This is a genomic window from Shewanella nanhaiensis (assembly GCF_019457885.1).
Classification (GTDB): Bacteria; Pseudomonadota; Gammaproteobacteria; order Enterobacterales; family Shewanellaceae; genus Shewanella; species Shewanella nanhaiensis.
On record NZ_JAHZST010000003.1, the window covers coordinates 406,014 to 430,581 of the forward strand.

The following is a 24,568-nucleotide window of genomic DNA, read 5'->3' on the forward strand; positions in this document are numbered from 1 at the left end:
ATTTAGCTCTCTGTATGTCGGTAATAAAGTTTAGAGATGCCATCACTCTTGGCACCTTTCTTAATCAAATCTAAAATCTCCTGAATCAAATCATCTAAATTACCCACATCAATAATATTCTCCTCCCCAACACACTTCTTAAAAGCATTTTGCCCCGACGCACTAAATTGAACCCCTATCACTCCCATATGTAGAGGAAGGTCTCCATCATTAAACCGCTCTCTGATCTTATTACACGCCCCTGCATTCACTAGATCCGAGAAGGTATTACGATAGGGATCTTCCTTACCATCGCTGATCATTAACAACATCTTAAGTCGCTTTTGATACGCCTTATCCTCCTCTTCATCAGGATCCACAGGCCTACCTTTATCTAAAATCTGCGCACCTCTAAATAAACCTTGATATACAGAGGTGCCACCATTAGGCGACATCTGATTAACTCTCATAACCTCGGACTTTTGATTTGTTAAAGGGATCGTCCAGAAACTGCCGTTACACATGGAGCCACTATAGAGCCTTTGATAACTTGGATGGTGTTGAACACGATCAGGACTCTCATTAAACACCTGCTCAACACTGCGACTGTAATCTATCCAATTACTGCTATCTGGCCACCTTTGAGAGCTATCATTCACAACGGACTTAATCGTGCGCGCATCTGCTCTTGGTCCTGGTAACCCATTACATTTACGGCTGTTACTCACACAACTGGAGACTTGGCTATAGCTTTTATTAGCCCACTCTCTCCAATTAATTGATTCATAATTGGTATAATTACTGCCAGTTTTCCCGCTTGGGTTTCGGTACTTAAGCTGAGTCATACAGACACTTCGACCGCTATCACCCTCGACAACGCGCATGTTATAGGGCACTAACGCAATACGATTTCTAATCTCAGTCTCTCCATCACGAGGCACTAAGATCTCATTCGATATTTCGGTAATTGCATCTTTAAGGCTGTTAATTCTAGAACCTTTCATAGAGCCAGAAAAATCTGAGACAAATACAATATCGACATCACGATCTCCCAAATACTCAGGATAAGCACGTGCTAAGGCCCGGTTAGCTAAGGTCTCGGTCTCATTAAAGCTTGGGATTAAGTCACTGTGTAACCAAGAGGTATGGTCTGTCTTCGCTGTCACACGATATTGGGTATATTCCCTATCTTCAAACGAGCCATCCGCCAACGGGTAATGATCGATATCCTCTTTACGCTCAACCTTTACCTGACTAATCTCTTTGATATTTCGCATATAACTTGAAATATAGTCTTTAGCGAGCTGGGTCTCGTAACCTTTATCGTCTCGATTAGCCATGGAGACAGCTAAGCTCGCCGCTTCTGTTGCATCCCCCAAACGATTTTTCTTCTGAATATAACGAGTCCCCTCTAAGGCTAAAAACACCATGCCAAAGAGTGGGATCAATAAAAAAACTAAATAGATGGCCGCCGCACCTCGCTGACGTTTAGCCATCACACTCTCACTGTTTACCATCACTATCTTCCCGGCATGACTGAACTTGAATGGATATAGTGCTTAGCACCATCGCCCCAAAACTGGTTAAACCAAGAGTCCGTATTTAAACAGAGGGTCACTTGATAGAGTGGAAATCGTTTATCAGCCGAGGTTTGCGGTGCAAGATGCCCTCTATCCTTAAGAGAATCACCTGGGATACAGGGGGCCCCTCCCTCAATACCTTTGTCGATAGATGAGTAACGATCGTTGACGATCCACTCGACACGGATCCCATAAGGTGCATTCTCAGATGTTTGCCCATAGCCAAGCAGTCTCGCGGCCAAAATATCCAGCTCATCCACCTCTGCTGAGGTCACAATTAAATTTTCCTCAAAGAAACGAGTTCTCTCCTTAAGGACATTCACCAAGGAGTAGTTCACCCTGTCCAGATTGACCCTATTAAGCAGTTGAAAAGCGATATCGCCAGTAAAAACCAACAGAGCAGAGGTAAATAACAGAACAAAAGCCAGCTCTATCGTAAAAGCACCATGCTGTTTACTCTTCATCGATTGGCCACCCCTCATGCTCCATAGTCACTAAAATGCGTCGGCTTATCCTTTCTTCAACTATGCCAGCAAGCAAGAACATCGGCGTATATTGATAGGAGATCTCATAGATAGCGAGTGGGGATCGCTGTTGTTTTACTTGAGATAAGCTAGGTTTATCGTCGATAAGATCCGACAAACTTTCGAAATAAGAGATCGAAAGATGATAACGCTTAGGGTCCACCAAGAGATGCCAGATCTCCCCCTTCTTCTCAAACATCTGAGTTAATCTCTGCTCATAAAGATCACCACTTCGCTCCCCCTCCCACACTCGGGTATCTCTGGAGGATTCTCGCAATGAAGACTCTGCTAAATTAATCACATAGATAAGTCGGCTAATTTCGAAGATCCCAAATGTCACCAAAAACATCACCATGGCTCCGATAGCAAACTCAACAGAGAAAGCACCTAACTGCCTCCGCTTTAAGCGTTTAAACTGCACTAGCTCTGCTCTCCCTGACGTAAACTATGGAACAGGGCAGAAATTTGCTCATCAGAGTAATCATCACTGAGCAAGCGATGAGCCTCACGATAATCTCCCACCTTAAACAGCGAAATAGCTAAATTAAAAGCTAACTTTTTCTCATCGGTATGTTGACGATAAACAGGGGTTAACAACTCGACAGCCCGCAAATACTCCCCCTGAGCCAGATACAAGACCGCCAGATTATTCTTAACTGTAATATCATCATGGCCCATTAAACGCGCCTGATTAAACGCCTCCAATGCCGCTTGATATTGACCAGAATTGGTTAAGGCGATCCCTGAGTTGATATAGAGCTGTGAGCCCTGATAGCCGTTAGCGACCGCAGTTTGATAATCAGAAACCGCCAGTTCAAATAGGCCCGAATCGGCTGCAATATTACCGGAAAGAAAATAGAGGCTAGGCTGCTGTAAATTTTGCTTTTTTAACTGCTCAACATAGAAACTCGCCGACTCAACATCGCCATTATCATAGTAGGACTGAGCTAGCTTAAGCATCACCTTGATCGAGTCTGGTTTCTTTGCCAGCTCACGCTTATAGTGCTGAATCAACCCAGCATGATTACCCACGGCGATAAGATCCTGTGCGCTAACTTGTGGCGAAACTGGCGTCGTGCTGCACCCTGTCATGTTAAGTAACAGCAGTAAGGGGATGATGTGATATCTGAACATGGATCAACCTATTGAGAGTTGCATAAAACCGGGAGCTAAGATCAGCACCACGATAGGAAACATGATGAAGAGGATAAGAGGAACACTCATTTTCGCCGCTAACTTACCTATACTCTCCTCCATAGCAAGCACCTGCATCTGGCGCATATCTTCAGCCAAATCGGCCAACACATTAGCAATAGAGGTGCCGTACTGAATATTTTGAATAAGGGTTAACGAAAAGCTGCGCACCTCAGGGGTCGGGATCCGCTCACTGAGCTCTAACAGCGCTTTTTCTAGTCCTGTAATGCGAGAGGTATCTGCGGTTTTCTTAATGTGAAAGCAGAGATCTTTATCGAACGCCTTTAACTCCTCAGCAAGATAAGCCAGCGCCGCCTCAACCGTCATGCCGGTTTGTACACACACAGACATCATATCCAGCATGTAGGGGAGTTGACGTGAGGTTTTCTTCACTAACATCTTCTTGCGCATGGCTAAGATAGAATCTGGCACTATCAAGGTGATCACCATAGCGACCGCCCCTATCATCAGCTTATTCGGCAGTGTCATGTCCGAGATAACAATCAGCAGAACAATCACCAAAGCCAGTCCTATCTTGGCTGGTACATAGAAGCGAGCAAAGCGAGTATCGTAGAAACCAGCCTCAATAAATTGCTGCTCAAGCTCCTCACGCTTCTCCTGACCTACACGCACCACTAGCTTACTCAGCTTCTCAAGGCCAGACTCTTGAGATGTCTCCAGATAACGCTGTATATGCCACTGTCGCCGCTTCTCCTGATGCCATAGCGCCAACCCAAGCGCCAGTAATCCACTGATGACTATCAATACCATGATTAATATAAGCATCATGCCTCCTCCCTGATACATGACCAGAGGGCGCAACCAGAGACAAATAGCGCTATGGACGAGATAACCAATAAAACCAAAACAAGCACTAGCGAACACCTCTGATAAGTAACCAGATAATAAACATCCCCAGCGCTTCACTTCCGACAACGTAGTACAAAATGTACCTTCCAGATGGATCCGTTAGGACAAAATCTAGGTTCTGGGGGCTGAGATAGCTCAGCAAAATCATAAAGAAGAAGGGCAATGAAGCGACGATCTTCGCCGACAATCGAGCCTCAGAGGTCATAGCCGCTTTCTTCTTATCTAATGTTCTCGCGTCCATCAATACACGGATCAATCTGGCCATCACAGATTTCAGCTGGCCGCCTCTGGACATATTGGCGCGAATGGTCACGATGAAAAACAGAAACGTCGGGTAGGGAAAGCGTTTACAGGCACGTTTAAACACCTGCTCAGGTGGTTCTCCCAGCTTAAGACGCTCTCCCATATCCCTAAATTCCAACCCAATTTGGTTATCCAGTGACTGCCCCACATAGGCGATCGCCTGCATAATACTTTCACCAGATGAGACCGCACTCATCATAATATTGAGGGCGTCGGGGAAGGTTTCATCAAACGCGTTTTTGCGCTTTCTCATCAGATAGTTCCAGCCCCAGAAAAAGCCCAATACTGGAAGAACAATCGGTAACCAGACATTATCTAGCTGCAAAAAGCCATTGATATAGACCCCAGCACTGCTCAGTAGCAGCAGAAAGCCTGTCAGCTTTAACCACGCCTTATCACCCAGTGCAACAATGGCAGGTCGAAGCAGCAGTTGTATTTTCACAAGCCAAGCTTGATGTTGCAGCGAGTCTAGTTTTACCGCCGAACGGATCTCGTCTGGCTCAGCCATCTCGACTTTATTCACCAAAAACTGGCTCTTAATATCTCGGCTTCTCATCCCCCATAACAGGGCGGCGATACCAAGTAGTATCAAAGAGAGCGACAAGATCATTGCTGGCCTCTAAATGCCAGCATCAGCTCATCTTGTAGCCCAAAATAGGCTGCACGCTGCATCAAGACAGAGCGCTGCATAATGCCAGGAGAGAGATACTCACCAAGCACTTTTTCCATGCTCTGCCCTTCGGTAGGTTGAAACTTGAATAACTCCTCCATCACCACATTCTCACCTTCAAGGCCAACGACCTCTGAGATACTGGTAATTTTACGTGAGCCGTCTCGCTGCCGATTAACCTGAACCACAAGATGGACCGCCCCAACGATAGTGCGGCGAATAGCATCTAAAGGCTGGTTAAGAGATGCCATCATCACCATAGACTCAACTCGAGAGATCGCATCTCTTGGCGTATTAGCATGCAAAGTCGACATAGAACCATCGTGACCTGTATTCATCGCCTGCAACATCTCAAACGCCTCGGCGCCGCGGCACTCACCTAAGATGATCCTATCTGGCCGCATCCGTAGGGAGTTGATGATCAAGTCTCTTTGATCCACTTGACCGCTATTTTCAATACTGGCTGGACGGGTTTCCAATCTAACCACATGGGGCTGCTGCAGGTTTAACTCTGCTGCGTCCTCTATGGTGATGATCCGCTCATCATCGGCAATATAGTTAGACAGGGCATTAAGCAAGGTTGTCTTGCCTGAGCCTGTCCCGCCTGAGATCAAAATATTTAAGCGGCAACGAGCTGCGATCATCAAGACTCTGGCCATCTCAGGTGAAAGAGAGCCAAAACCAACCAGCTCCTCTAGTCCTATCTTCTGCTCCCTGAACTTACGAATGGAGATCGTCGTGCCATCGATGGCAATAGGCTTAATAACAATATTGACTCGGCTACCATCACTGAGTCTGGCATCGACCATAGGTGAGGACTCATCGACGCGGCGACCAACTCTTGCTGCGATGCGCTGGGCTATCTCGAGTAGTTGAGCTTCGTTAACAAATACCACCTCGGAGCTATGAATTTTACCGTGGCGTTCATAGAAGATCTGATCTGGCCCATTGACCATAATGTCGTTGATGCTGTCATCTTCCAGTAGCGGCTGTAGCGGCCCCAAGCCCAGTAGTTCATCCACCAGATTCTTTACCGTCATGGTGCGCACTGCGGTAGAGATTGGCTGGCTGAAATTATTCGCCAATACCTCAACCGCACTTTGGATCTGTCTGGACAGCTCCTCCCGCGGCATATTGGTAATCATCTGAGCATCAAGCGCTTCAAAGATCTGATCCCGAAAGCTTAAGTAGATCTCTTTATTATTCATCGTTTAACCAGCGCCTTAAACCTATTCAAAGGAGAGTGAGTCAGCTCTGGTTGTTTGCCCTGAATAAGCTGAGCCAATTTATTAAACGCACCATTGCGCTTCTCTAAACGGTGTAAGCGTTTACCAGATAACATCAGGGCTGAAAAATTGGCGGCGTAGTCCAACTGCACATCAATTGGCCGAGCGAGATATCGCTCCACCTCATCTTTTTTAAGAGGGAAGCCCCCCTCTGGGCGATGAATATTTAGGAAGGTTAAGATACGAATATCCGCAGTCCCAGACAGATTATGCAGCTCAATCTTCTCAATGATCTGACTGGCATTTCGTACCGATGAGACGGTGGCATCAAGGACTATTACAAACAGATCCACTCGATCAGACAATAATGCTGGATCCATGACAAAATCATTAGAGCTGGAGAAATCTTCTATTATGAAATTAGCCTGACGACTCAACAGATCGGCGATATTCTGGCTGTCACTGTAGAGGGCTTCTGCCGACTGTGAGCCACCAAACGCTAATAGACGCCAATGCTCATCCACCTTGCTCAGATAGTTACTGGCGCTCACCTCATCCATATCCCGCAACTGCAACGAGAGGTTGTCGGTGTCCTGACGCTCAAACTTCTTAAGACCCAATAAAATATCGGTATTACTATTAAAATACTGATGATCCACCTGAATGGTATCGACCCCTTGATACGCCAAGGTCGCCGCCAGCTCGCAGGTGATCATGGTATTACCTATGCCACCTTTTGTGCCCACCACAGCGACACGCTTCGCCTTCCGGTTTTTATTAACGCCTGAGAGCTGCTGCAAATTATTGTGAACATGGCGCAGAAACTCACTTAACTCCTCCTGATTCAGTGGCCAAAACAGATAGTAGATCCCCATCTCTTTGAGCTCACGTAGCGTCGTGATGGTGTCCTCTTTACCTATTACAATCACTCCCTTCTGATTTGGGAGTTTGGCAGCAAACTCACGAGCATCTTTAACCACATTTTTGGAGTGGTTCAGCTCTAAAATAACGATATCTTTAAGGGCGTCGAGCTGCAGCTCACCTGGAGTTGAGCTTTTAATGCAGTCGGGAAGGTTCCAGCCTTCGAAACGAAAAACCTGTTCGATCAACTCGAGACACTCAGAGGATTGGTAGTAGAAGGAGCAGCTAGCTGGCCCTGCTTGTTCACGAGTCTGTTCACTGTTTTTAGTGATCACTTTTGCCAGATCAAACATATTACAAACCCTCCTTTGCCGCTAAGGTTTGCACGTCGCGCACCAGCTTAAGGCGCATAGAGTCGGCATAGCAGCCCACGTCACTGGCCATTTCACCAAAGATGCTGCGTCGACACTCCTGAGTTTTAACCTTGTATTGGCCGACACGGATATCGATAACTCTGTTGCCAGACTGCAACTTCTCGACATGGATCTTGGCAGGGTTTAGCCCTAAATTGAGCAAGCTCCTCTCGAGCGAAGCAATCCAAGCCTTATCCGACTCATATCGATAACGTAAACGCCAATTTGTCTGTTCAAATCCCTGATGGAAACTGGCAATAATATGCGTAAATTCACTATCCAACTCAGTTTTTGAGCCACTCCTCTTCGGCTCAATAACAAAATGGTGCAGCTCTTGGTATACCAAGGCTTCGCTGCCCAACTGAGTGGCAGCCTTGTCAGCACAACCTGATAAACTCAGCACTAGCAGGCCGATGGTGATTAAAGTCTTCACTGAATAAATCCTCCCTGGTTAAGCATCTGTATCACGTTAACCTTGTTGTCCTCATCGGAGTCGGCAGTGATATTGAAAAAGCGTGCTAAGGACTTAGTCGGTGTTATTTTAGGTAGGCGCACCTCAGTAGGAGAGATTGGCTTTACTAGATTCACTGTGGCCACTATCACCAGCTCGGTTTTCTTACGAGTCGTTCCCGCTTGCCTAAACAAGGCGCCAAAAACTGGAATATCACCTAATAGTGGGATCTTACTGACATTTTCTAGCTCATCACTGCTCATCAAGCCACCTAATAGAAAGCTATCTCCATCACCTAGCTCTATGGTGGTCATCGCACGCCGAGTGGTAAGTTGAGGGATCTTAATCCCCGCCGCTTCAACAAAACCTTCGACTGCACTCACCTCTGGCATCATCTGTAGTTTTATCTTCTCGTTATTCAACACCTTGGCCGACAGATCCAGTCGAATACCAAACTCTTTATAGGTAATGTTGGTGGTATTATTGTTGCTGAATATCACAGGGATCTCACCTCCCACCAGAAAGCTTGCCGATTCACCAGACATCACTGAAAGGTTAGGCTCAGCCAAGACCTCGGCGATACTGTCCTTGCCAAGGGCATTGATAATGGTGCTTAGATCACTGGCTTTAAAATCGAGAAAAGAGAACTCACCAACACTGCGCCCAACCGTTGACCAGCTCACCCCTAAGGTTTCATTAAACTCTTTCGTTACCTGAGCCACAGAGATCTTTACATTGACCTGCTGAGTCTGAGAGAGCGTCAGCCCTTCGATGATCCCCTGCCAGGTAAAGTTGCGCTCATAGGCCAGCCAATTGGCCTCGGTAAAGGAGTCCTTAAACTCCACCAACTCCGACTCATCGAAACGCTCTACCTTTTCGCGACCTAAAAACGTGGCCACCTGACGGTAGATATCATTACGTTGCTCTTCGCTATAGACGATGCCGCGCACCGCCACTTTGTCGCCCACTGAGGTCAGGGTCAGGTCGAGATCTGGGTAAAACAGCTTTAACTGCCGACGAATTTGGGACAGATTGATATCCACATGAAGCAGTTGAGATAAGATAACTTCATTGGCCTTGTTATAAACAAACAGCCTTGCCTGCCCCAATTGGCGTCCATAAATCACCAACTTATTGCTGCCTGTGATTTTATAATCGGCAACCTCAGGTTGGCTGATAAAAACCGTGCCTATCTCCTGCTTCAGCTCAATACTTGAGGCATCATTAAGGGTGACAAACCTGTCGCCAGCCATGGCATAACCGCAGAAAAGCAGGCTGATAATAAGGCCTTTCGCCCAGAAATTAATTCGACTTATCATGGTTAAAAAATTCCGCCTACACTGTTTTCAGATGCGCCACGTAACTCAACCACACCGGTATAGTTGTTAATCACATCACTCACATCGGCCTCGGGATTAGCACTGTAATTTTGGCTATGAAACACCTCAATATGCATGGTTCTCTGGGCCAAAGTTAACCGGGGAAGATCCTCTGGATCCACCTCGATAACAATACGGGTTTGGGATTTATCTGAGCTTTTCATGCTTGGATTAATCTTGCTTGATTGAGTGTCAGAATCTGAATCGGCCACAGAGATCACCTTCACCCTCTTCATCAATAGCGATGCGCGTAAGCCAATAAAATCATCCAGCCTGTTCATATCATTGGCTAAATTATGCTGTGGTGAACTCACGGTCATAATGTCTATCTCATCTCCAGGCAAGATGTAGTCTTGGATCATATTTCTTGTGGCCACCGTCAGTGGGTAAAGCGTCATCCCTTCACGGGTAATAAGATTGAGATAGCCAGCCTCTCCCGGATGAGAAAGCTGTTCAGGAAAGAGGTATTGCCCAGCCTCGACCGATGAGTTCAATAGGGATTGAGGGTCTAGGTTTAGCTCGACATCAGCATTGACTCCCAGAGCCAAAGACTCCTCTGTGTCCAACTGCACTCGTTTAAGATCCGCAAGACTCAGATGATCTCCCTTATTCAGGGGAGATTTTGCCTGCCACAAAGTAAAAGTTTTCGCTATGCCATCATCGCTAACAGGCTGAGTCACAGACTCTGAGGTGGAAAGCAACTTATCCGCCACGCCATACAGGCCGGTCAATACCGCGATAAATGCGATAATGAAAATCAATTTAGAGTTAAGCATTATTCAACTGTTCTATTAGAGCCGATTAACGACTGCAGTAGCCAAAAGCGAGGTTTGACTCGCTCCCTCTAATTCGCCTAAGTAGAAGGCTAAAATAGGGATGTAAAACCCCAGTGAAATAGCGATGCCATAGGGCAAGCCTAGATCTTCACCACGGGGAATTTTTTGTATCACTCGGTATTTAATCAAGTAGATCACGGCTAGCACACCACCACACATCAAGGTGAGCATCAGTGCCACTGGTAGTTGCGATAGTGGTAAAGCAACCGCGAGGGCACTGGCTAACTTTCCATCTCCAGCGGCAAGCCACCTAAATCTGAAAAGCACTAGGCTCAGCGCAAAGATTGAAGCTCCATTGATAAAACCTTCAAGTAACTGCTGCTCACTAGCGGCCAGCCAAACACAAATGATCAATGTGGCGAAACTCCCAATATTTGAGATACGTCGTTTACGTATGTCGGTTAAACAACAGATAACGAGAACGAGTAGTAGGGAAGCGATCGCCAACATGATAGATCTGTTTTGAAATCGATTAACCGCCTGTTGAACCTGTCATTTTGCCTAGGTTCTCAGTGATTTTGGCAAAGGCCTCATTTAATGCAGTCATCAAGTTACCGTCTGAAGCGAAAGCGGCTGTCAAAGCAACGGCCATTGCGACACCGATCAAGCCATATTCAATCGCTGTCACGCCGCGCTCATCTTTTTTATACGTCGCAAGAAAAGCCATTGTATTGCAGTAAAACTTATTCATAAGAGATCCTATTTTATTTAATTTACAGTAATATTCAGCAGGCTGAATTTTCAACGAGCGGATTGTAATCGCAGTAAAATTTAAAATAAAAATAGGACCTATGAGGTAAATTTATAGATCATTAATTAAATATTAAAATAGACTTAAATAATATTATTGAACAGGATCACATAGTTTTAACTTTAAAAAATTTCGAGTTAACCACTCCACAGCAGAAGATTTTTGATAACCAAGTAGGTAGATAAGCGATGCCCTACAACAATTATTTCCCGTCTGCTCTGAATCCAGTACAAGTTTATTTAAACTGCCTCTTTCCAGATCATGACCGACGACAAAATTAGGCAGGTAGGCGATCCCAAGCCCATTGCGACAGAATGAGAGTAAGGTGTGAATATCCTCAACATACCAGATCTGCTTTGTCAGGCTCACCTCATCAATATCCGTTAAAGGTGTTTCTGAAGGAAGTAGTATACGAGATTGATTAAAAACAGATTTTTCAATGTTAACGACACCATTATCGAGTCTTAACTGATTCTCTTCCACGTAAGTAGGAGACACTACCCAGCTACCATTGAGCTGAAACGCTGAGATATGCTCAAAATTATTTTTCACGTCATGACTGAATACGCCAAGGGCAAAGTCTAAGGTCTTATCGGTTAACTTCTGCGCTAACGACTCACTACTTTGCTGGACAATCTTGAGTTCAACCAAGGGAAAATCCATTGAAAACTCTTGAATTACTTCATTTATTTTATGACAGCAAACTAAAGGATCTATACCGATACGCAGCTTAACTTGCTCTACGCTTGAGATGGATTTAGAGCGCTCAATGAAAGCACTGTACTGAGACATCAGCTCTCTCGCATCCTTCAGCACCAACTCACCTTGTTGAGTCAGTTTCGGGTACTTTCCATCCCTATCAAATAGACTAAAACCTAGATCAATTTCCAGATTTTGGATCGCTAAGCTGATGGCAGCCTGAGACTTTTTTAACTTTCGACCTGCTGCACTAAAGGAACCTGTATCGGCTGCGGCGATAAAGGAGCTAAGGCTCTCGAATTGAATTTTCATGACTAATCGTTATGTTTTTGAAGTCGTGGTTTTACTGTTAACTTCCATGCCAGTAATGTTGTGTAAAAATGTATCAAATCAATAAAATAGCCAAATATTAAGTAGGCAAAGGTTGATTTAGGCGAACATTCTCAAGTCGCAAATAACATATGGCGATATATTATATTGTCGCGAAGCATAACTGCGTAAACATTAACTACACAACCAGACATTTGTGTCATATTGTATCAATCGAGATACATTTAATCTGGCACTAATTAAGCATAAACCTTAAAAAGTTAATAATATGTTTACACATTAAAGATAACTATTTAAATAAATTGTTATACCTATTAAATACAAGCAGCTTAGCTAGGTTTATTATTTATACCAAAACCCAAAGATGTAACAATATTAATTTATTTAGTATTATGACTGTTAAATAATAGTTTATTTGTATAAAGCCAAATTATATTTGCTTTACGTCAGTGACATATTTCATAAAATTTTTCATTGTGAACGATATAAATGCCCTTAGCCTTGCAGGCTGAAACCTGTCTTTACAATAAAGCAGGTAAAATGGCGTATCAGCCACTCGCCAATCGTCAAAAACAGATACAAGCTCCCCCTTGGCAAGTTCACTAGGGCAGTACAATCTGGGTAATCTCACGATACCATTATCAGCTAATGCCGCACTTTTCATCACGCGTCCATTTTTGCACTTAAATCCCCCCTTAATTGCCACTTCTACTTTACTCTTAGCATCGTCTCTCTTTTCGAATAACCAGTGATCGATGGAGCCAGTGATACAAAGGTGTTCTTTTAGATCTTTTGGGTGATTTGGATATCCATGAGCCGCAAGATACTGAGGCGATGCCATGGTCATGTTCTCTATGCTCATCAGCTTGCGCGCTACAATTGCTGAGTCCTCAAGTTCCCCCATTCGAAACACCAGATCGAACTCATCCACTACCAGATCGACCCTTGGACTACTAAAATCCAGATGCACGCTGATATCTGGATATTCAGAAATAAAGTCATTCACAAGCGCAGTGACAATCTCTTCACCGATAATCCCACCAACACAGTTAATATTGATATGCCCTTGCAAGCGCTGAGCATTGTCTACTGTTACTGCGACCGCTTGGTCAATACTCTCTAATGCCGCCTGACAGGAATCAAAAAAGAACCGTCCCTGCTCCGTTAGCCTTTGTGCGCGGGTTGTGCGGGTGATAAGACTCACCCCAAGCAAATTTTCAAGTTGCAGAAGTTGTTTCGACAGATGTGAGCGGGAGCAACCAAGCACCTCAGCTGCTTGAGTAAAACTGCCCTGCTCTGCGATCACAGTAAAGGCGCGAATATCTGCTAAGTTCAAATCTTTGTTCATTACACACTCACTTGTTATTAACTCTGGCTATTTTAAACACTGGACCATCTCCTATTAGAGCTTATTTGTAAACAATCATGTTCGCTATAGATTATATATCAACAATAAACTCGTCACTATAATGACTGTCAATGGTACAAAACAACTATCTCACTCAGCTCAGTAAATAGAGGCTGACGAAAGGAAAAAACAATGAAAGAACTAATCGTAATTACAGGTGCATCTTCTGGTATTGGCGCAGCGATGGCCAAAGCATTTAGCGCTAAGGGTCATCCGCTACTTTTACTGGCTCGCCGTGTTGAACCTATGCAAGCTCTTGCACTTGAAAACACCCTCTGCATCAGTGTTGATGTGATCGATGGTGAAGCGATCAAAGATGCTATCGCAACGGCCGTTGAGCAGTTTGGTCCCGTTGGCGGATTAATCAATAACGCAGGTGTCATGTTACTTGGTCAAGCCGATACACAAGATCCTGCCGAATGGACACGTATGCTCAACATCAATGTGATGGGTGTACTCAATGGTATTCATGCTGTACTTGCCGACATGAAGGCGCGTAAAACAGGCACCATTATCAACGTTAGTTCAATTGCAGGTCGTAAAACCTTCCCAAATCATGCGGCATACTGCGCCACTAAATTTGCGGTACATGCACTAACAGAAAATATCCGCGAAGAGGTTGCAATGGATGACGTGCGTCTGGTCACTATCGCACCTGGCGCGGTAGAAACAGAGCTTCTTAGCCACACAACCAGCGATGAAATTAAAGCGGGTTACGCCGACTGGAAAGAGGAGATGGGGGGCGTTATCGCACCAGAGACAATTGCCGAAGCCGCACTCTTTGCCTTCGAGCAACCACAAAGTGTCTGCGTACGTGAAATTGTACTAGCAGCGACTCGCCAACAGCCGTAATAAAGATTACCAGAGGGGCGCTCAATCAAGGCCCCTCTAATATTGCTCCCACTAATAAGTTACATTTTGCCGCACAAAAACCTGTCAATTAGCCAACTTGTCTAGCCGCTTGTTAAAATAGCGGTAAATAGCTCCCTCAAGCTAAGTATTTCGCCCTCAAATATTGGCACCAAACTTGTAATAACAGAGCTAATCTTTTCCCACGGCAAGCTATATGACATGCAAAAGCACATTTCTAAGTAGATGTGATCAACTCTCAGGTGAACTCAGTGGAGCCTTCGCCGATCTTGGTACTTTTTTACCGCTAGTTTTGGGTCTTATCGCCTTAAACCATTTTTCTCCTCAAGGGATCTTCTTAGGTTTCGGCCTGTTTGCGCTCTTTACCGCCTTCTTTTATCGACGCCCGATCCCCGTGCAGCCGATGAAAGTGATCGCCGCTTTAGTTATCGCCCAAGGCTTAACCCCTGGCATGCTACAAGCGAGCGGCATGATGATGGGAGCTATCTTACTCCTACTCGCCTATAGCGGCGCGATTACTTGGATGGCAAAGCAGCTCTCACCAGCTGTGAGTATCGGCATTCAACTCGCCATCGGTCTCCAGTTAATCTGGATGGGTGGCCAGATGATGAGTGAAACTTGGCTTATCGGCATCAGCGCTTTTATCGCCCTCTTTGCCAGTAAGTTTATGCCTCTTAGGTATCTCGCTATGCCACTCGTGCTCGCACTCGGCATTATCTGGCAGATGAACAGCGGCATTGCCCCTAGCTTCGACCTCTCCGGTCACACAAGCTGGCAGCCCAGTTGGCCAAGTCTCGATGAGTGGACCTCGGCGGCGGGTCTTTTAGTCCTGCCACAACTGGCACTGACCTTAACCAATGCGGTGATCGCCATCTCTGCAATGGCAAAAGATAAGTTTCCAGCAGATAAGGTCAATGGCAAGGAGAACTTCACACCTAAACGACTGGCCACCAGCTCGGGACTTGCCAACCTATTACTGGCTCCTTTTGGCGCTACCGCCATGTGCCACGGTGCTGGAGGTCTTGCGGTGCAACATCACTTTGGTGCTAGAACCTGGATAGCTCCTACTATCTTCGGTACAGCTTGTCTGCTTATCGCTTTTAGCTGGGGGGATGGTATCGCCACCATGTTATCCCTCATCCCGCTAGCGATACTCGGCAGCATGCTCGCCATTGCTGGTACTCAGCTAGCCTGGTCAAAGAGATTAATCGACGGAAAGCCTTTCTGTATCTTCGTCATCCTCTCCACCGCCGCTATCTGCCTAGTCGTCAATACCGCAGCAGGACTCGCCGTTGGGGTGATATTGGAGATGGGACGTCGACAGTGGAAAACCGTCTCCGATTTGAGACATTAAATTAGCCTGTTTAGCGGCATTCAAATCTTTTTGTTGTTTCCAACAAGAAGGTTTGCGCTTGCCTGATAGCAAGCTTCAAGTATCTTTTTGATTGGGTTCATTGGACGGGGTTGGTGTTTGGTTGGTTTGCTGAATACCATAGCTAAGCTGATGTTTATTGCCTGCAGCAGGCAGATGTGTAAATACTTCTGCGGGACGCTATAAATATGTCCCTATACGCTCGACGGTGGCATCCTTGCCACCGACGCCCTCAGCCGCATTCACACCTGATTGTTTATCTCTTCGATTGAGTTTTTTGGTTGTGACTCATTTTTGGAAAAAAGCTTGCTGTCTTGTGTGATAACAAGTTTCAAATATCTTTTATTGAGTTCGGTTCATGGAGCTGGTTTGGTATTTGATGGTATCTAGGAAACCATAGCTTCAATCTTGTTAATTGCTTGCAGCATGCCGATGTGTAAATGCTTCTATGACACGGCGCAAGTATATCTGACCTCCAGGGATTGAGGAAATGCAGAAAAAATGTCTGGAACATTTTCTGCCTGTGGGCTCTACGACTTGAAACAACGTCCATGTTTAACGGCCAGTTCGATATCCCTATCTCTCGCTCAAAGAGTTCCACTTTGTATAACTTCGCCTTGCTGTCGAAGGTCATAGCCGCATTCACACCTGATTGTTTATCTCTTCGATTTAGGTTTTGTACGACAAAGTCTCTTGGTGATCACATCAAGTTTTATCACTTCCAAGCTCACTTTTGGACAAAAGTTTGCTGACTTGCCTGATAGCAAGCTTCAAGTATCTTTTTGATTGGGTTCATTGGACGAGTTTGGTGTTTGGTTGGTTTACTGAACACCATAACTTCAATTCAGTTAATTGCTTGCAGCCAGCCGATGTGTAAATACTTCTGCGGGACGATGAATGAAGCAGAGCTTCAAGTTCACGAACGAGAAGCATGGTCAAAATTGTTCCCGACACTTTTTGACATTTCCAATATCCTTATCGGTCAGATGCTGAACTGGCACTTAAACACTAAAGCTGATTCAAACCGAAAGTGCCAAGCGTTGCGAATCTGCTTAAATTTATTGTTAGATTTGTACTTTTCAGTTGCGCCCTACCTAAAATCTACACCATTAAGTGCCACGGCGAGAAATAACAGAAGAGCCCCTAAACTAATTGGTAGAAGTGCAATAAGCCATAAAACGAAGCTACTTAACTTAACCAGAAACGTTTTTTCCCTTTGAGAACGAGTGACTTTTCGAAACTGATAAGCAGCAGTCAACGAGCCAATACACCACAATATGATTAGCGCTATGATTTGAAAATCACTTCCTCTCGAAAAAGCATGTTCCACGGCTATAAACAGCATTACATGCATCAACAAAGTAGCGATTAAAGTTGCTTTGATTCTACTCATATCCCCGAAAAATCTAACGCCCTGTAAAGGTGTGAGCAACGCAATACCAATGCTTTCGCATACCACCTTAAACACCAAACGCAACGCATAGTAAAAATGCCACGCGTTGCGAATCACTCTTGAACAGTTTGTATGGATAATAAACCCACCTAATTTACAAATACTTCCCTGTTTCGGGTAATGTGAGACCCAGGCTTTAGCTGCAACTAAAGCTTTCCTTGTCGTAGTTCGATTGAGCGATGGCTCCTCTATTGAGAGACCGATGACAAAATAACATAGACACCCATAATTGTGAATGCAAGTTTCCTCTACTAGGCTTTAGTTAAAGCTGAAGAGAGGAGTTTGTTATGCCGACACCAAGAAAGGCGCTAGTTAGTTTAGAGAATACGCCGTTTTATCATTGTATATCTCGTTGTGTTAGAAAGGCTTTTCTGTGCGGAGTTGATAGGCACACTGGTCAATCCTATGAGCATAGGCGTGATTGGGTTGAGCATCGACTGTTGCAGCTTGCAGAGGTGTTTGCTATCGATATCTGTGCGTTTGCGGTGATGAGCAATCACCTGCACCTAGTCTTGCGGGTCGATGCTGATTTAGTGAAGAGCTGGTCAGATATCGAGGTTGTCAGGCAATGGCAAAAGCATTGATAACTTCTTCATGAAGTACCTTTTAGGGTACAAAAAGACCGCCATTGTTGGCGGTCATTTAACAATAAAGCTATAAATATCAATTGATATGCTTCAATGCTTCATCAAAAAGCTCAGAAAATGACATATTCGATGTCTTGCGCTCATATTCTGTAGGCTCTCTAGGCGGAGATTCAGCATAAACCTCTTCACGAACAACATAACTACAATGAGAAGGGTATTTATCAAATATATCTTCTAAACTCATAGACTTATGATACATGTCATAATATTTAGAGATATTACCGCTATCAAGTCCACCACTACGACCAGGATACAAATAACCATGAGTACCAAAGTCGCGAATCTGAAACTTAGGTGTATAGAGTCGAAATACAGCTTGGCCGTGGGATTTACCAACATAGTGGGTTTGGATCTGCTCATCGTGGACATATTGTATTAACAATTGAGTAAGAAATTTACTAATTCGCATAGAAGTAATACGAACTTCTATATCTTTTCAAATAATCATATAAATACCTAAGAAAGAAAAAATAAAAACAATTGCAATATATCACAAAACTCAGCCCTATTTAGCATATTCGATCTTTCACGCATATCAAGATTGAAACCCAAGGTGATTGTACATTAAAACATGCATTCACATAATAAAAAATCATAGAAAAACAACAAAATAGACATTATTATTTTGTTAATGACATTACTAGTTTCAAAGTGTTAAATTAGGACGGTGTTTGCGAGTGAAAGCCCCAAAAGTGGCGTTTAACTAATACCTAATAAAACTAATCCAAAACCACGTTAATACGGTATGAATGAGTATTTTATCTAACACTTTTTTGGGGCAAACATGAGTTAGATATAAAACTCAAAATCACCTAGTTCACATAACGATAAGAATGTCGAATTTTGAAAACATCAAAGAGACACCTGGTGTAACTTTTTAAATTGGTAAATTAAATTCATACCTATAGATTGTCTAACGACGGGCTATACTTCATTTAAGTGTAAAATGGAATACTCTTTATGCTCTCCACATACAGGACAAGATTCTGGGACGTCTTCGCACTCATCATAGTGCTTTCCGTAGTTGCACTCTGCGCAATAAGTACTGTAAACCGACTCTTTCTTGGTATCCATATTAGTTATTCCCCATTATAAAATCGCTAAAAAGTGTTCATTTCCAGCCATAAAAATTGACACATTAGTGACCTAAAGCCCTGTTTTACAGAACTGAATCATAGCTCTCGCACCAGCCTCTGTTTTTGCATCTTTAACTAGATACAAACATTCTTTCATATTTTTAGGGCCAATTAATAAAATTTTTAGAGGCTTATTTTGACTTACTACATACATAAAAACTATAGCTAAAATAGTTTCAGCCAGCAAAAGTCAATCACTTGTTTTTATTGTGTATTTTGAAGTAGTAGTTTGAACCATACAGCTTTATCTCTACGTGAAAGAAATATATTAATTGCCATAGTTTACGCCATTATCAATTCAGGTAAATCAGCTTTTTGCTAAATACACATCTGGATATAAACGGTTCCCCCATACTTTGCAGAATAAAAGTTAGACTACATCGTCTAGGCCTGATCACTCTATGATGCACTTGGACATTTATTAGTTGGAGTTAAAGCTCTTAAAGTGATGACTCTTATTAGGGAAAGTATGGAAAGTGGATATACGGTAACGAGCCTGTAGAACTTCTCTTCTAGAAAAAATAGGCTCAAAAATGATAAAAATTAAGCCCCAAAACGCGGAGCTACGTGAATTCTAAGGCGGTATACTTCTAAACAATTGCTTTTACGCGTTCTCCGAACGTAAATTTCATCCATCATTTCAGCTTGGGAATAATTCTACAGCCTCAACGCCTTGCTAAGAGGCGAGCAATTGTTGGCTAAAATGTGAAGCGAAGCGGAACCAAGCCAACTGTTACGAGTCCTTTTGAGCAACTTGTATGTGTATTACAGTTAAATTGCCTACTGGATTTCTAAGCTAAAAATTAACGTTTATTTTTACTGTTAGATTTGATTGTTCGTCTTTCTTGATCTTTTTTTACATCATTGATATTTGCATCTTTTAGCTTATTTTTATTTTTTATTCTCTCTTTAATGCATGCAAGAAGATCCTCAAAAGACTTTGGCTTGTTTTTCAAACAACTTTCAATCATGTCTTTTAAATCATCAAAACTGACTTCATCATCCAGACTTTTAAGTAATTCTTTAATATCGTCATCAGAATAATTTCCACTTAATACCCTTGACTCATACTCTTTTGTATTTAAAAAATCATCTATTTCCAAAATTGACTCCTAGATACATAAACACTGACACATAACATTTGTATATACGGCTTGCGCGTTTTGCCAAATTCTCTCGGGAAAGCGTGCACGGGCATCAACACTATATACCTCATTAATACAACGTATTGAGACATGCATAGCTAAATTGTATCCAATACACTCTCGGACAAAACTTAGTCGCACACTTTCATCTTACTGAATTTACATCTATTTCTATTTCCACTCAATAACAAACCGTGAACTGATTGCGCAAAATTTAGAGATTTACCGCACAAAACCGATACTACTGTACATAAGTGCAAACACTGATGAACTTAGAGGTTGTCGCTAGATGGAACCCATACCTTTCCGACTGATGAGAAAAGTATTACAAAGAGGTCAGTGCTACATAGGACAAATTATTTGAGGTAACACACAAAGGGACAAAAACCAGTTTCAAATTCCAACCAAGTAATCCAAATCGAAGAGATAAATTATCAGGTGTCGATGCGGCAGTGACCGTCCGTGACATGGACGTCACGGCCGAGACTATAGGGATATACTCGTGTCGTGTCACTGAAGTAGCTGCACATACCCCGCTGGAGGCAATAGATAACAATGAAGGTACAACCTTCAAACACAACACCCAAATATCAAACCAGCCATAAGCTAAATAAGAAAATGTAATTAAGCTTCATTCGAAGCTTGACCCAAAACCGGTAGAACCTCTGAACTCTCACTATCTAACATGCTCAACACACTCTCAAAACTATGCTTAGGCTGCCAGCCTAGCTCACGCTGTGCTAGCGAAGAATCGTAGACTCGATCTAATCCTTGGGGCAACTGCCAGCCTCTGTTGGCAAACTCCTGTGCAAGCTCTGGAATATGGGTTTGAATAAGACCTGCTGCATGAAGAGGTAACTGTTCGCAATCTTCCCTTACAAAGGGCGTCTTACCCGAAATAATATAACGCCTAAACCCTTGAAGTCGCTTATCTAGCGCGCAAGCATGAGCAAGTGCCACATCGCGAACATCGATCCCCCGAGTTAGACGGTATACCGACATAAAGTCGGCTGATTCAGGGAAGCAGCGTGACATCTGAAGCACTGTGATTGGCAAAGCAAACTGCTTAGATATATTTTCAAGCATGCTTTCCGCCATCATTTTAGACTTATGATAAACGCTCTTAGGCTGTGGCTGCACAGTTTCATCAACCCAGCCTGCGACTCCTTCAGGCGTTGAGGCATAACCATAGAGAGCCGTGGTACTGGTAAAGATAAAATGTTTCACGCCCCTTTGTAGTCCTAATAAGGCAAGTTGTTCGGTGGCATTAATGTTTATCTCGGCAAACTCACCTTCTGAGCATAAACCTACGTGAGGCGCATGCAGGGCCGCCGTATGTATGATCGCCTCAACCCCATTTAATGCAGTATTCATCAGGGCTGAATCGCGAATATCTCCCACATAATTCACCGTCGAACATGGCGTTTTATCGACTCCTACCACCTCATGGCTTTTCATCAGGTGAATATAGATAGCCCGTCCCACTCTACCCGCCGTCCCCGTCACTAATACTTTCACGCTTTGCTACCCATTAAAGTTGTCATTGCATTTTGACCATAGTGCAGGAGCATAAACCATTCAGAGTCGATAATGTAATCCATATATTGTTCAGCAATCGAGTACAGCTCCAGTCCAACGACAAATAGAAGGCCACTCATCTAAGTGGCACTAAACTCTCATAAGTTACTCTGGCATGCTCACCACTTCCATCTGAGTAAATTAACTGGGAATGATTATCTCCCCTGCTTCCTCCTCTCTCATCATATTCAGCGGCGCTAGCTCCTGAAAGAGTGGCTAACCAGCTAATGCTTAAAATAAGTAGAATAGTCGTCAGTTGTTTTTTCATGTACTTCTCCCCCTTAGCTGTAGTTTGGATAATCGGTATAACCAGCGGCTCCGCCACCAAACAGTGGTCCCTTATCAAAATCGGCTAAGGGCTTACCCGTCTGTAAACGAAAAGGGAGATCTGGGTTAGCGATAAAAGCGCGGCCAAACGCAACCAGATCCGCATAGCCACTGTCGATAATCTCGCAGGCTCGCGCGGTGTCATAGCGCCCAGCGACTATTATGGTGCCCTTAAACACCTCTCTTAGTTTCACTCTAAAGTTAGCAGGGATCTGGGGCGCATCGTCCCAATCCGCTTCTGATAGATGCAGATAAGCGATGCCGAGTTGTGATAACTGCTCTGCGGCCAACAAGATGGCATTGACGATATCGGGACAATCCATATCTTTAAAAGTCACAAATGGTGCGAGTCTGACTCCCACTTTATCGGCGCCGACTCTTTGACTCACTTCAGTGACCACCTCCATCAAAAAGCGAGTTCGATTTTCACGGCTCCCACCATAACTATCGACCCTATGGTTTGAGTTGGTACGCAAAAATTGATCGATCAGGTAACCATTACCACCGTGGATCTCGATACCATCAAAGCCCGCTTCAATGGCATTTTCCGCAGCATCAGCAAAATCATTCACCACACGTTTGATATCCTGATGCGTCATCTCTCTCGGCACAGGGCAATCCACCATTTGACCATCGGGATGCTCTGCATCAACAATCCAAACTTGTGTATCTGTGGGCTTTATCGCCGAAGGGGCAATGGGGGCTAGACCCTGCTGAAATACTGGGTGCGACACTCGTCCCACATGCCAGAGTTGATTAAAGATTTTCCCGCCAGATTGGTGCACTGCAGAGGTTACCTTTTGCCACCCTAGAATCTGATCTGGCGTATACACCCCAGGCGTATACGAATAGCCTTGGCTGTCATCTGAGATCTGCGTCGCCTCGGTAATAATAAGCCCAGTAGATGCACGCTGAGCATAATATTGCGCCATCATCTCGTTGGGGATATTTCCCGGCTGCGTAGTACGCGAACGCGTCATTGGCGCCATTACCATGCGGTTACTCAATGACAACTTTGCTGTTTTATAGGGGGTAAAAAGACTCATACTAGCTCCTTATGTTGGGTAAAAACGGGAAATTGATTTTTTCTAGATTGATTTAAGGTTTGCAGTTCAAAAACCATATTGCCGACGCGCACAAACACCTGAATTATCTCACTGTCAGGAACCTGCTTAACGCTGTATTGAATAGCGCTTTGTTGTAACTTAGTGGTTAACTCCTGCAGGTTCATATCCAGCTCAAACGCAAGATGTCCGAGCTGACACTCTTGGTAAGCTTGGGTCTCAATGATATGAACTAGAGCTTTATCACCTTGATATAGCCAGTGTCCTTTAAATGGAAAATCTGGACGCTGCCCAACTTCAAGCCCTAAGGTATCCACTAGAAGAGCAAATATATCGCTATCGGCTGAAGCTAGTAGGTTCAGATGGTTAAATGTCATCGCCATAAACAAACTCACAGATTAAAAAGATGAAACCAGTGTAAATTTGTTAATCTAATTTGATAATTGGGCTAATATTAAAATCATTTTCAAAAAATTTTTGATATGTATCATCTCAACGATCTACAACTGGCGATCCGAATTGCTGAACTTGCCAGTATCTCGGCTGCAGGCCGTGAACTGGGCATGACACCTGCTGCGGCAAGTGCAGCGCTGCAAAGGTTGGAACAGAAACTGGCTTGTCAGCTCTTTGCTCGCTCGACTCGCAGCATGAAGCTTACCGAAGAGGGAAGGCTTTTTATTGAAAGTGGACGTCAAGCTTTGACGCTACTCGAAGGCGCAAGTAATGCATTAGCGGATAATCGAGGAGAGTTAAAAGGGGAGATACGGATAGCTCTGCCATCAGATATTGGCAGAAGTTTAATCCGTCCATGGCTGGATGAGTTTGCAGCGCAATATCCTCAGTTAACTCTCTCCCTCTATTTTGGCGATCAGATGACAGATCTTATCGGTCAAAATGTCGATCTCGCACTAAGGTATGGTCACTTAGAGGATTCCAATTTAATGAGACGGCAACTGGCTATGACCCCTAGAGTCGCCGTCGCATCACCTGAGTATCTAGCCAAACAGGGCACACCTAAACATCCCCATGAGCTAGGCCAACATAAGATATTGATCCTCAACCGTGGTGGCGAACCTTGGCATAAGTGGCGATTTAGCCAAAAAGGCGAGGAGTTTGATATCAACGTGCGTGGCGCTAGGCAGTGCAACGATGGCGCAGTGATAAGAGAGTGGGCACTCGATGGCATGGGCATCGCCTATAAGAGTTGGCTCGATGTCGCAGCAGATATACATCAGGGCAGACTTAAGCTGCTTTTTGCAGACCAGCTTGCCAGTAAAACTCCTCTGCAGCTGGTCTACCTGAAAACTGATTATCCTAAATTTAAAGTACGCTGCATCATGGATCTTCTCACCGATAAGATCCAAGAGTTTCAGCAGCTCTACCCACTCGAAAAGTAAGTCGTTTGGGTATAAAAATGGTTCAATGAAACAATGACAAACTGCGACACCTTGTCGCAGTTTGTAGATTAGCCTTTGTTACTTTAGCCCTTGACTGTCACCATC

General features: G+C 44.1%; 26 protein-coding genes and 1 pseudogene. 4 read left to right on the forward strand and 23 right to left on the reverse strand.

What is annotated here, in order from left to right; all coding sequences use genetic code 11:
- Window positions 1–2 precede the first annotated feature (2 nt).
- The 15 genes from K0625_RS06280 to K0625_RS06350 form a co-directional block, all read right to left on the reverse strand.
- Window positions 3–1,496: a TadE/TadG family type IV pilus assembly protein gene (locus K0625_RS06280; RefSeq protein WP_220108891.1), complete on the reverse strand. Its 1,494-nt coding sequence runs from the start codon at window positions 1,494–1,496 to the stop codon at window positions 3–5.
- Between the two features lie 2 nt (window positions 1,497–1,498).
- Window positions 1,499–2,023, reverse strand: a complete 525-nt coding sequence (tadF, locus tag K0625_RS06285; protein WP_220108892.1) for a tight adherence pilus pseudopilin TadF — start codon at window positions 2,021–2,023, stop codon at window positions 1,499–1,501.
- Window positions 2,013–2,504: a TadE/TadG family type IV pilus assembly protein gene (locus K0625_RS06290; protein ID WP_220108893.1), complete on the reverse strand. Its 492-nt coding sequence runs from the start codon at window positions 2,502–2,504 to the stop codon at window positions 2,013–2,015. The genes tadF and K0625_RS06290 overlap by 11 nt, the downstream gene beginning before the upstream one ends.
- A complete protein-coding gene (locus K0625_RS06295; protein ID WP_220108894.1) occupies window positions 2,504–3,217 on the reverse strand; it encodes a tetratricopeptide repeat protein in 714 nt (237 codons plus the stop codon). Before K0625_RS06295 ends, K0625_RS06290 begins: the two co-directional genes overlap by 1 nt.
- A 3-nt stretch (window positions 3,218–3,220) precedes the next feature.
- Window positions 3,221–4,066 carry a type II secretion system F family protein gene (locus K0625_RS06300; RefSeq protein ID WP_220108895.1) on the reverse strand — a complete coding sequence of 282 codons (846 nt, stop codon included), beginning with the start codon at window positions 4,064–4,066 and terminating at the stop codon, window positions 3,221–3,223.
- A gap of 85 nt (window positions 4,067–4,151) precedes the next feature.
- Window positions 4,152–5,060, reverse strand: a complete 909-nt coding sequence (locus K0625_RS06305) for a type II secretion system F family protein (protein ID WP_220108896.1) — start codon at window positions 5,058–5,060, stop codon at window positions 4,152–4,154.
- Window positions 5,057–6,328, reverse strand: a complete 1,272-nt coding sequence (locus K0625_RS06310) for a TadA family conjugal transfer-associated ATPase (RefSeq protein WP_220108897.1) — start codon at window positions 6,326–6,328, stop codon at window positions 5,057–5,059. The genes K0625_RS06305 and K0625_RS06310 overlap by 4 nt, the downstream gene beginning before the upstream one ends.
- Entirely contained in the window at window positions 6,325–7,560 is a 1,236-nt protein-coding gene (locus K0625_RS06315; RefSeq protein WP_220108898.1) for a CpaE/TadZ family protein, read from the reverse strand. The genes K0625_RS06310 and K0625_RS06315 overlap by 4 nt, the downstream gene beginning before the upstream one ends.
- Before the next feature lies 1 nt (window position 7,561).
- Window positions 7,562–8,053, reverse strand: coding sequence for a hypothetical protein (locus tag K0625_RS06320; protein ID WP_220108899.1), 492 nt, complete (start codon window positions 8,051–8,053; stop codon window positions 7,562–7,564).
- The gene (locus K0625_RS06325; RefSeq protein WP_220108900.1) at window positions 8,050–9,390 is read right to left on the reverse strand and encodes a type II and III secretion system protein family protein; all 1,341 of its coding nucleotides are present in this window, start codon (window positions 9,388–9,390) and stop codon (window positions 8,050–8,052) included. Before K0625_RS06325 ends, K0625_RS06320 begins: the two co-directional genes overlap by 4 nt.
- A gap of 2 nt (window positions 9,391–9,392) precedes the next feature.
- On the reverse strand, window positions 9,393–10,226 hold the full coding sequence (locus K0625_RS06330) for an RcpC/CpaB family pilus assembly protein (protein WP_220108901.1): 834 nt from the start codon (window positions 10,224–10,226) through the stop codon (window positions 9,393–9,395).
- A 15-nt stretch (window positions 10,227–10,241) separates the two neighbouring features.
- Entirely contained in the window at window positions 10,242–10,736 is a 495-nt protein-coding gene (locus K0625_RS06335; protein WP_220108902.1) for an A24 family peptidase, read from the reverse strand.
- Between the two features lie 22 nt (window positions 10,737–10,758).
- Window positions 10,759–10,977 (reverse strand): Flp family type IVb pilin, encoded by a 219-nt coding sequence (locus K0625_RS06340; RefSeq protein WP_220108903.1) that lies wholly within the window; start codon window positions 10,975–10,977, stop codon window positions 10,759–10,761.
- A 153-nt stretch (window positions 10,978–11,130) separates the two neighbouring features.
- Complete coding sequence (locus K0625_RS06345) at window positions 11,131–12,048, reverse strand: LysR family transcriptional regulator (RefSeq protein ID WP_220108904.1); 918 nt, start codon at window positions 12,046–12,048, stop codon at window positions 11,131–11,133.
- A gap of 448 nt (window positions 12,049–12,496) precedes the next feature.
- Window positions 12,497–13,414 (reverse strand): LysR family transcriptional regulator, encoded by a 918-nt coding sequence (locus K0625_RS06350; protein ID WP_220108905.1) that lies wholly within the window; start codon window positions 13,412–13,414, stop codon window positions 12,497–12,499.
- A 192-nt stretch (window positions 13,415–13,606) separates the two neighbouring features.
- Here K0625_RS06350 and K0625_RS06355 point away from each other — a divergent pair, with 192 nt between their 5' ends.
- From K0625_RS06355 to K0625_RS06370, 3 genes and pseudogenes are all read left to right on the forward strand, one after another.
- Entirely contained in the window at window positions 13,607–14,326 is a 720-nt protein-coding gene (locus K0625_RS06355; protein ID WP_220108906.1) for an SDR family oxidoreductase, read from the forward strand.
- Window positions 14,327–14,540: 214 nt separating this feature from the next.
- Window positions 14,541–15,698 carry a putative sulfate/molybdate transporter gene (locus K0625_RS06360; protein WP_220108907.1) on the forward strand — a complete coding sequence of 386 codons (1,158 nt, stop codon included), beginning with the start codon at window positions 14,541–14,543 and terminating at the stop codon, window positions 15,696–15,698.
- A gap of 1,758 nt (window positions 15,699–17,456) precedes the next feature.
- Window positions 17,457–17,747, forward strand: a pseudogene (locus K0625_RS06370) (transposase); the annotation flags it as partial.
- 85 nt (window positions 17,748–17,832) lie between these two features.
- On the opposite strand, the gene K0625_RS06375 reads toward K0625_RS06370, so the two are convergent.
- The 8 genes from K0625_RS06375 to K0625_RS06410 all read right to left on the reverse strand — a co-directional run bounded on the left by K0625_RS06375 (window position 17,833) and on the right by K0625_RS06410 (window position 23,449).
- Window positions 17,833–18,225 carry a hypothetical protein gene (locus tag K0625_RS06375; protein WP_220108908.1) on the reverse strand — a complete coding sequence of 131 codons (393 nt, stop codon included), beginning with the start codon at window positions 18,223–18,225 and terminating at the stop codon, window positions 17,833–17,835.
- A gap of 737 nt (window positions 18,226–18,962) precedes the next feature.
- Window positions 18,963–19,139 (reverse strand): hypothetical protein, encoded by a 177-nt coding sequence (locus K0625_RS06380; protein ID WP_220108909.1) that lies wholly within the window; start codon window positions 19,137–19,139, stop codon window positions 18,963–18,965.
- A 616-nt stretch (window positions 19,140–19,755) separates the two neighbouring features.
- Complete coding sequence (locus K0625_RS06385) at window positions 19,756–20,055, reverse strand: hypothetical protein (protein ID WP_220108910.1); 300 nt, start codon at window positions 20,053–20,055, stop codon at window positions 19,756–19,758.
- Between the two features lie 666 nt (window positions 20,056–20,721).
- Complete coding sequence (locus tag K0625_RS06390; RefSeq protein ID WP_220108911.1) at window positions 20,722–21,615, reverse strand: NAD-dependent epimerase/dehydratase family protein; 894 nt, start codon at window positions 21,613–21,615, stop codon at window positions 20,722–20,724.
- On the reverse strand, window positions 21,612–21,755 hold the full coding sequence (locus K0625_RS06395; RefSeq protein WP_220108912.1) for a hypothetical protein: 144 nt from the start codon (window positions 21,753–21,755) through the stop codon (window positions 21,612–21,614). The genes K0625_RS06390 and K0625_RS06395 overlap by 4 nt, the downstream gene beginning before the upstream one ends.
- On the reverse strand, window positions 21,752–21,943 hold the full coding sequence (locus K0625_RS06400) for a hypothetical protein (protein ID WP_220108913.1): 192 nt from the start codon (window positions 21,941–21,943) through the stop codon (window positions 21,752–21,754). The genes K0625_RS06395 and K0625_RS06400 overlap by 4 nt, the downstream gene beginning before the upstream one ends.
- A gap of 13 nt (window positions 21,944–21,956) precedes the next feature.
- The gene (locus tag K0625_RS06405; RefSeq protein ID WP_220108914.1) at window positions 21,957–23,048 is read right to left on the reverse strand and encodes an alkene reductase; all 1,092 of its coding nucleotides are present in this window, start codon (window positions 23,046–23,048) and stop codon (window positions 21,957–21,959) included.
- Window positions 23,045–23,449, reverse strand: a complete 405-nt coding sequence (locus K0625_RS06410; protein WP_220108915.1) for a VOC family protein — start codon at window positions 23,447–23,449, stop codon at window positions 23,045–23,047. Before K0625_RS06410 ends, K0625_RS06405 begins: the two co-directional genes overlap by 4 nt.
- 99 nt (window positions 23,450–23,548) lie before the next feature.
- Between K0625_RS06410 and K0625_RS06415 the strand changes: the two genes are divergently transcribed.
- On the forward strand, window positions 23,549–24,463 hold the full coding sequence (locus tag K0625_RS06415; RefSeq protein WP_220108916.1) for a LysR family transcriptional regulator: 915 nt from the start codon (window positions 23,549–23,551) through the stop codon (window positions 24,461–24,463).
- Window positions 24,464–24,568: the final 105 nt, after the last annotated feature.

Excerpts from the sequence above, each read along its gene's own strand:
- K0625_RS06280 (WP_220108891.1), bottom strand. The coding sequence starts at position 1,496 with ATGGTAAACAGTGAGAGTGTGATGGCTAAACGTCAGCGAGGTGCGGCG.
- tadF (WP_220108892.1), bottom strand. The coding sequence starts at position 2,023 with ATGAAGAGTAAACAGCATGGTGCTTTTACGATAGAGCTGGCTTTTGTT.
- K0625_RS06295 (WP_220108894.1), bottom strand. The coding sequence starts at position 3,217 with ATGTTCAGATATCACATCATCCCCTTACTGCTGTTACTTAACATGACA.
- K0625_RS06300 (WP_220108895.1), bottom strand. The coding sequence starts at position 4,066 with ATGATGCTTATATTAATCATGGTATTGATAGTCATCAGTGGATTACTG.
- K0625_RS06305 (WP_220108896.1), bottom strand. The coding sequence starts at position 5,060 with ATGATCTTGTCGCTCTCTTTGATACTACTTGGTATCGCCGCCCTGTTA.
- K0625_RS06310 (WP_220108897.1), bottom strand. The coding sequence starts at position 6,328 with ATGAATAATAAAGAGATCTACTTAAGCTTTCGGGATCAGATCTTTGAA.
- K0625_RS06315 (WP_220108898.1), bottom strand. The coding sequence starts at position 7,560 with ATGTTTGATCTGGCAAAAGTGATCACTAAAAACAGTGAACAGACTCGT.
- K0625_RS06325 (WP_220108900.1), bottom strand. The coding sequence starts at position 9,390 with ATGATAAGTCGAATTAATTTCTGGGCGAAAGGCCTTATTATCAGCCTG.
- K0625_RS06330 (WP_220108901.1), bottom strand. The coding sequence starts at position 10,226 with ATGCTTAACTCTAAATTGATTTTCATTATCGCATTTATCGCGGTATTG.
- K0625_RS06335 (WP_220108902.1), bottom strand. The coding sequence starts at position 10,736 with ATGTTGGCGATCGCTTCCCTACTACTCGTTCTCGTTATCTGTTGTTTA.
- K0625_RS06340 (WP_220108903.1), bottom strand. The coding sequence starts at position 10,977 with ATGAATAAGTTTTACTGCAATACAATGGCTTTTCTTGCGACGTATAAA.
- K0625_RS06345 (WP_220108904.1), bottom strand. The coding sequence starts at position 12,048 with ATGAAAATTCAATTCGAGAGCCTTAGCTCCTTTATCGCCGCAGCCGAT.
- K0625_RS06350 (WP_220108905.1), bottom strand. The coding sequence starts at position 13,414 with ATGAACAAAGATTTGAACTTAGCAGATATTCGCGCCTTTACTGTGATC.
- K0625_RS06355 (WP_220108906.1), top strand. The coding sequence starts at position 13,607 with ATGAAAGAACTAATCGTAATTACAGGTGCATCTTCTGGTATTGGCGCA.
- K0625_RS06360 (WP_220108907.1), top strand. The coding sequence starts at position 14,541 with ATGACATGCAAAAGCACATTTCTAAGTAGATGTGATCAACTCTCAGGT.
- K0625_RS06375 (WP_220108908.1), bottom strand. The coding sequence starts at position 18,225 with ATGCGAATTAGTAAATTTCTTACTCAATTGTTAATACAATATGTCCAC.
- K0625_RS06395 (WP_220108912.1), bottom strand. The coding sequence starts at position 21,755 with ATGAGTGGCCTTCTATTTGTCGTTGGACTGGAGCTGTACTCGATTGCT.
- K0625_RS06400 (WP_220108913.1), bottom strand. The coding sequence starts at position 21,943 with ATGAAAAAACAACTGACGACTATTCTACTTATTTTAAGCATTAGCTGG.
- K0625_RS06405 (WP_220108914.1), bottom strand. The coding sequence starts at position 23,048 with ATGAGTCTTTTTACCCCCTATAAAACAGCAAAGTTGTCATTGAGTAAC.
- K0625_RS06410 (WP_220108915.1), bottom strand. The coding sequence starts at position 23,449 with ATGGCGATGACATTTAACCATCTGAACCTACTAGCTTCAGCCGATAGC.
- K0625_RS06415 (WP_220108916.1), top strand. The coding sequence starts at position 23,549 with ATGTATCATCTCAACGATCTACAACTGGCGATCCGAATTGCTGAACTT.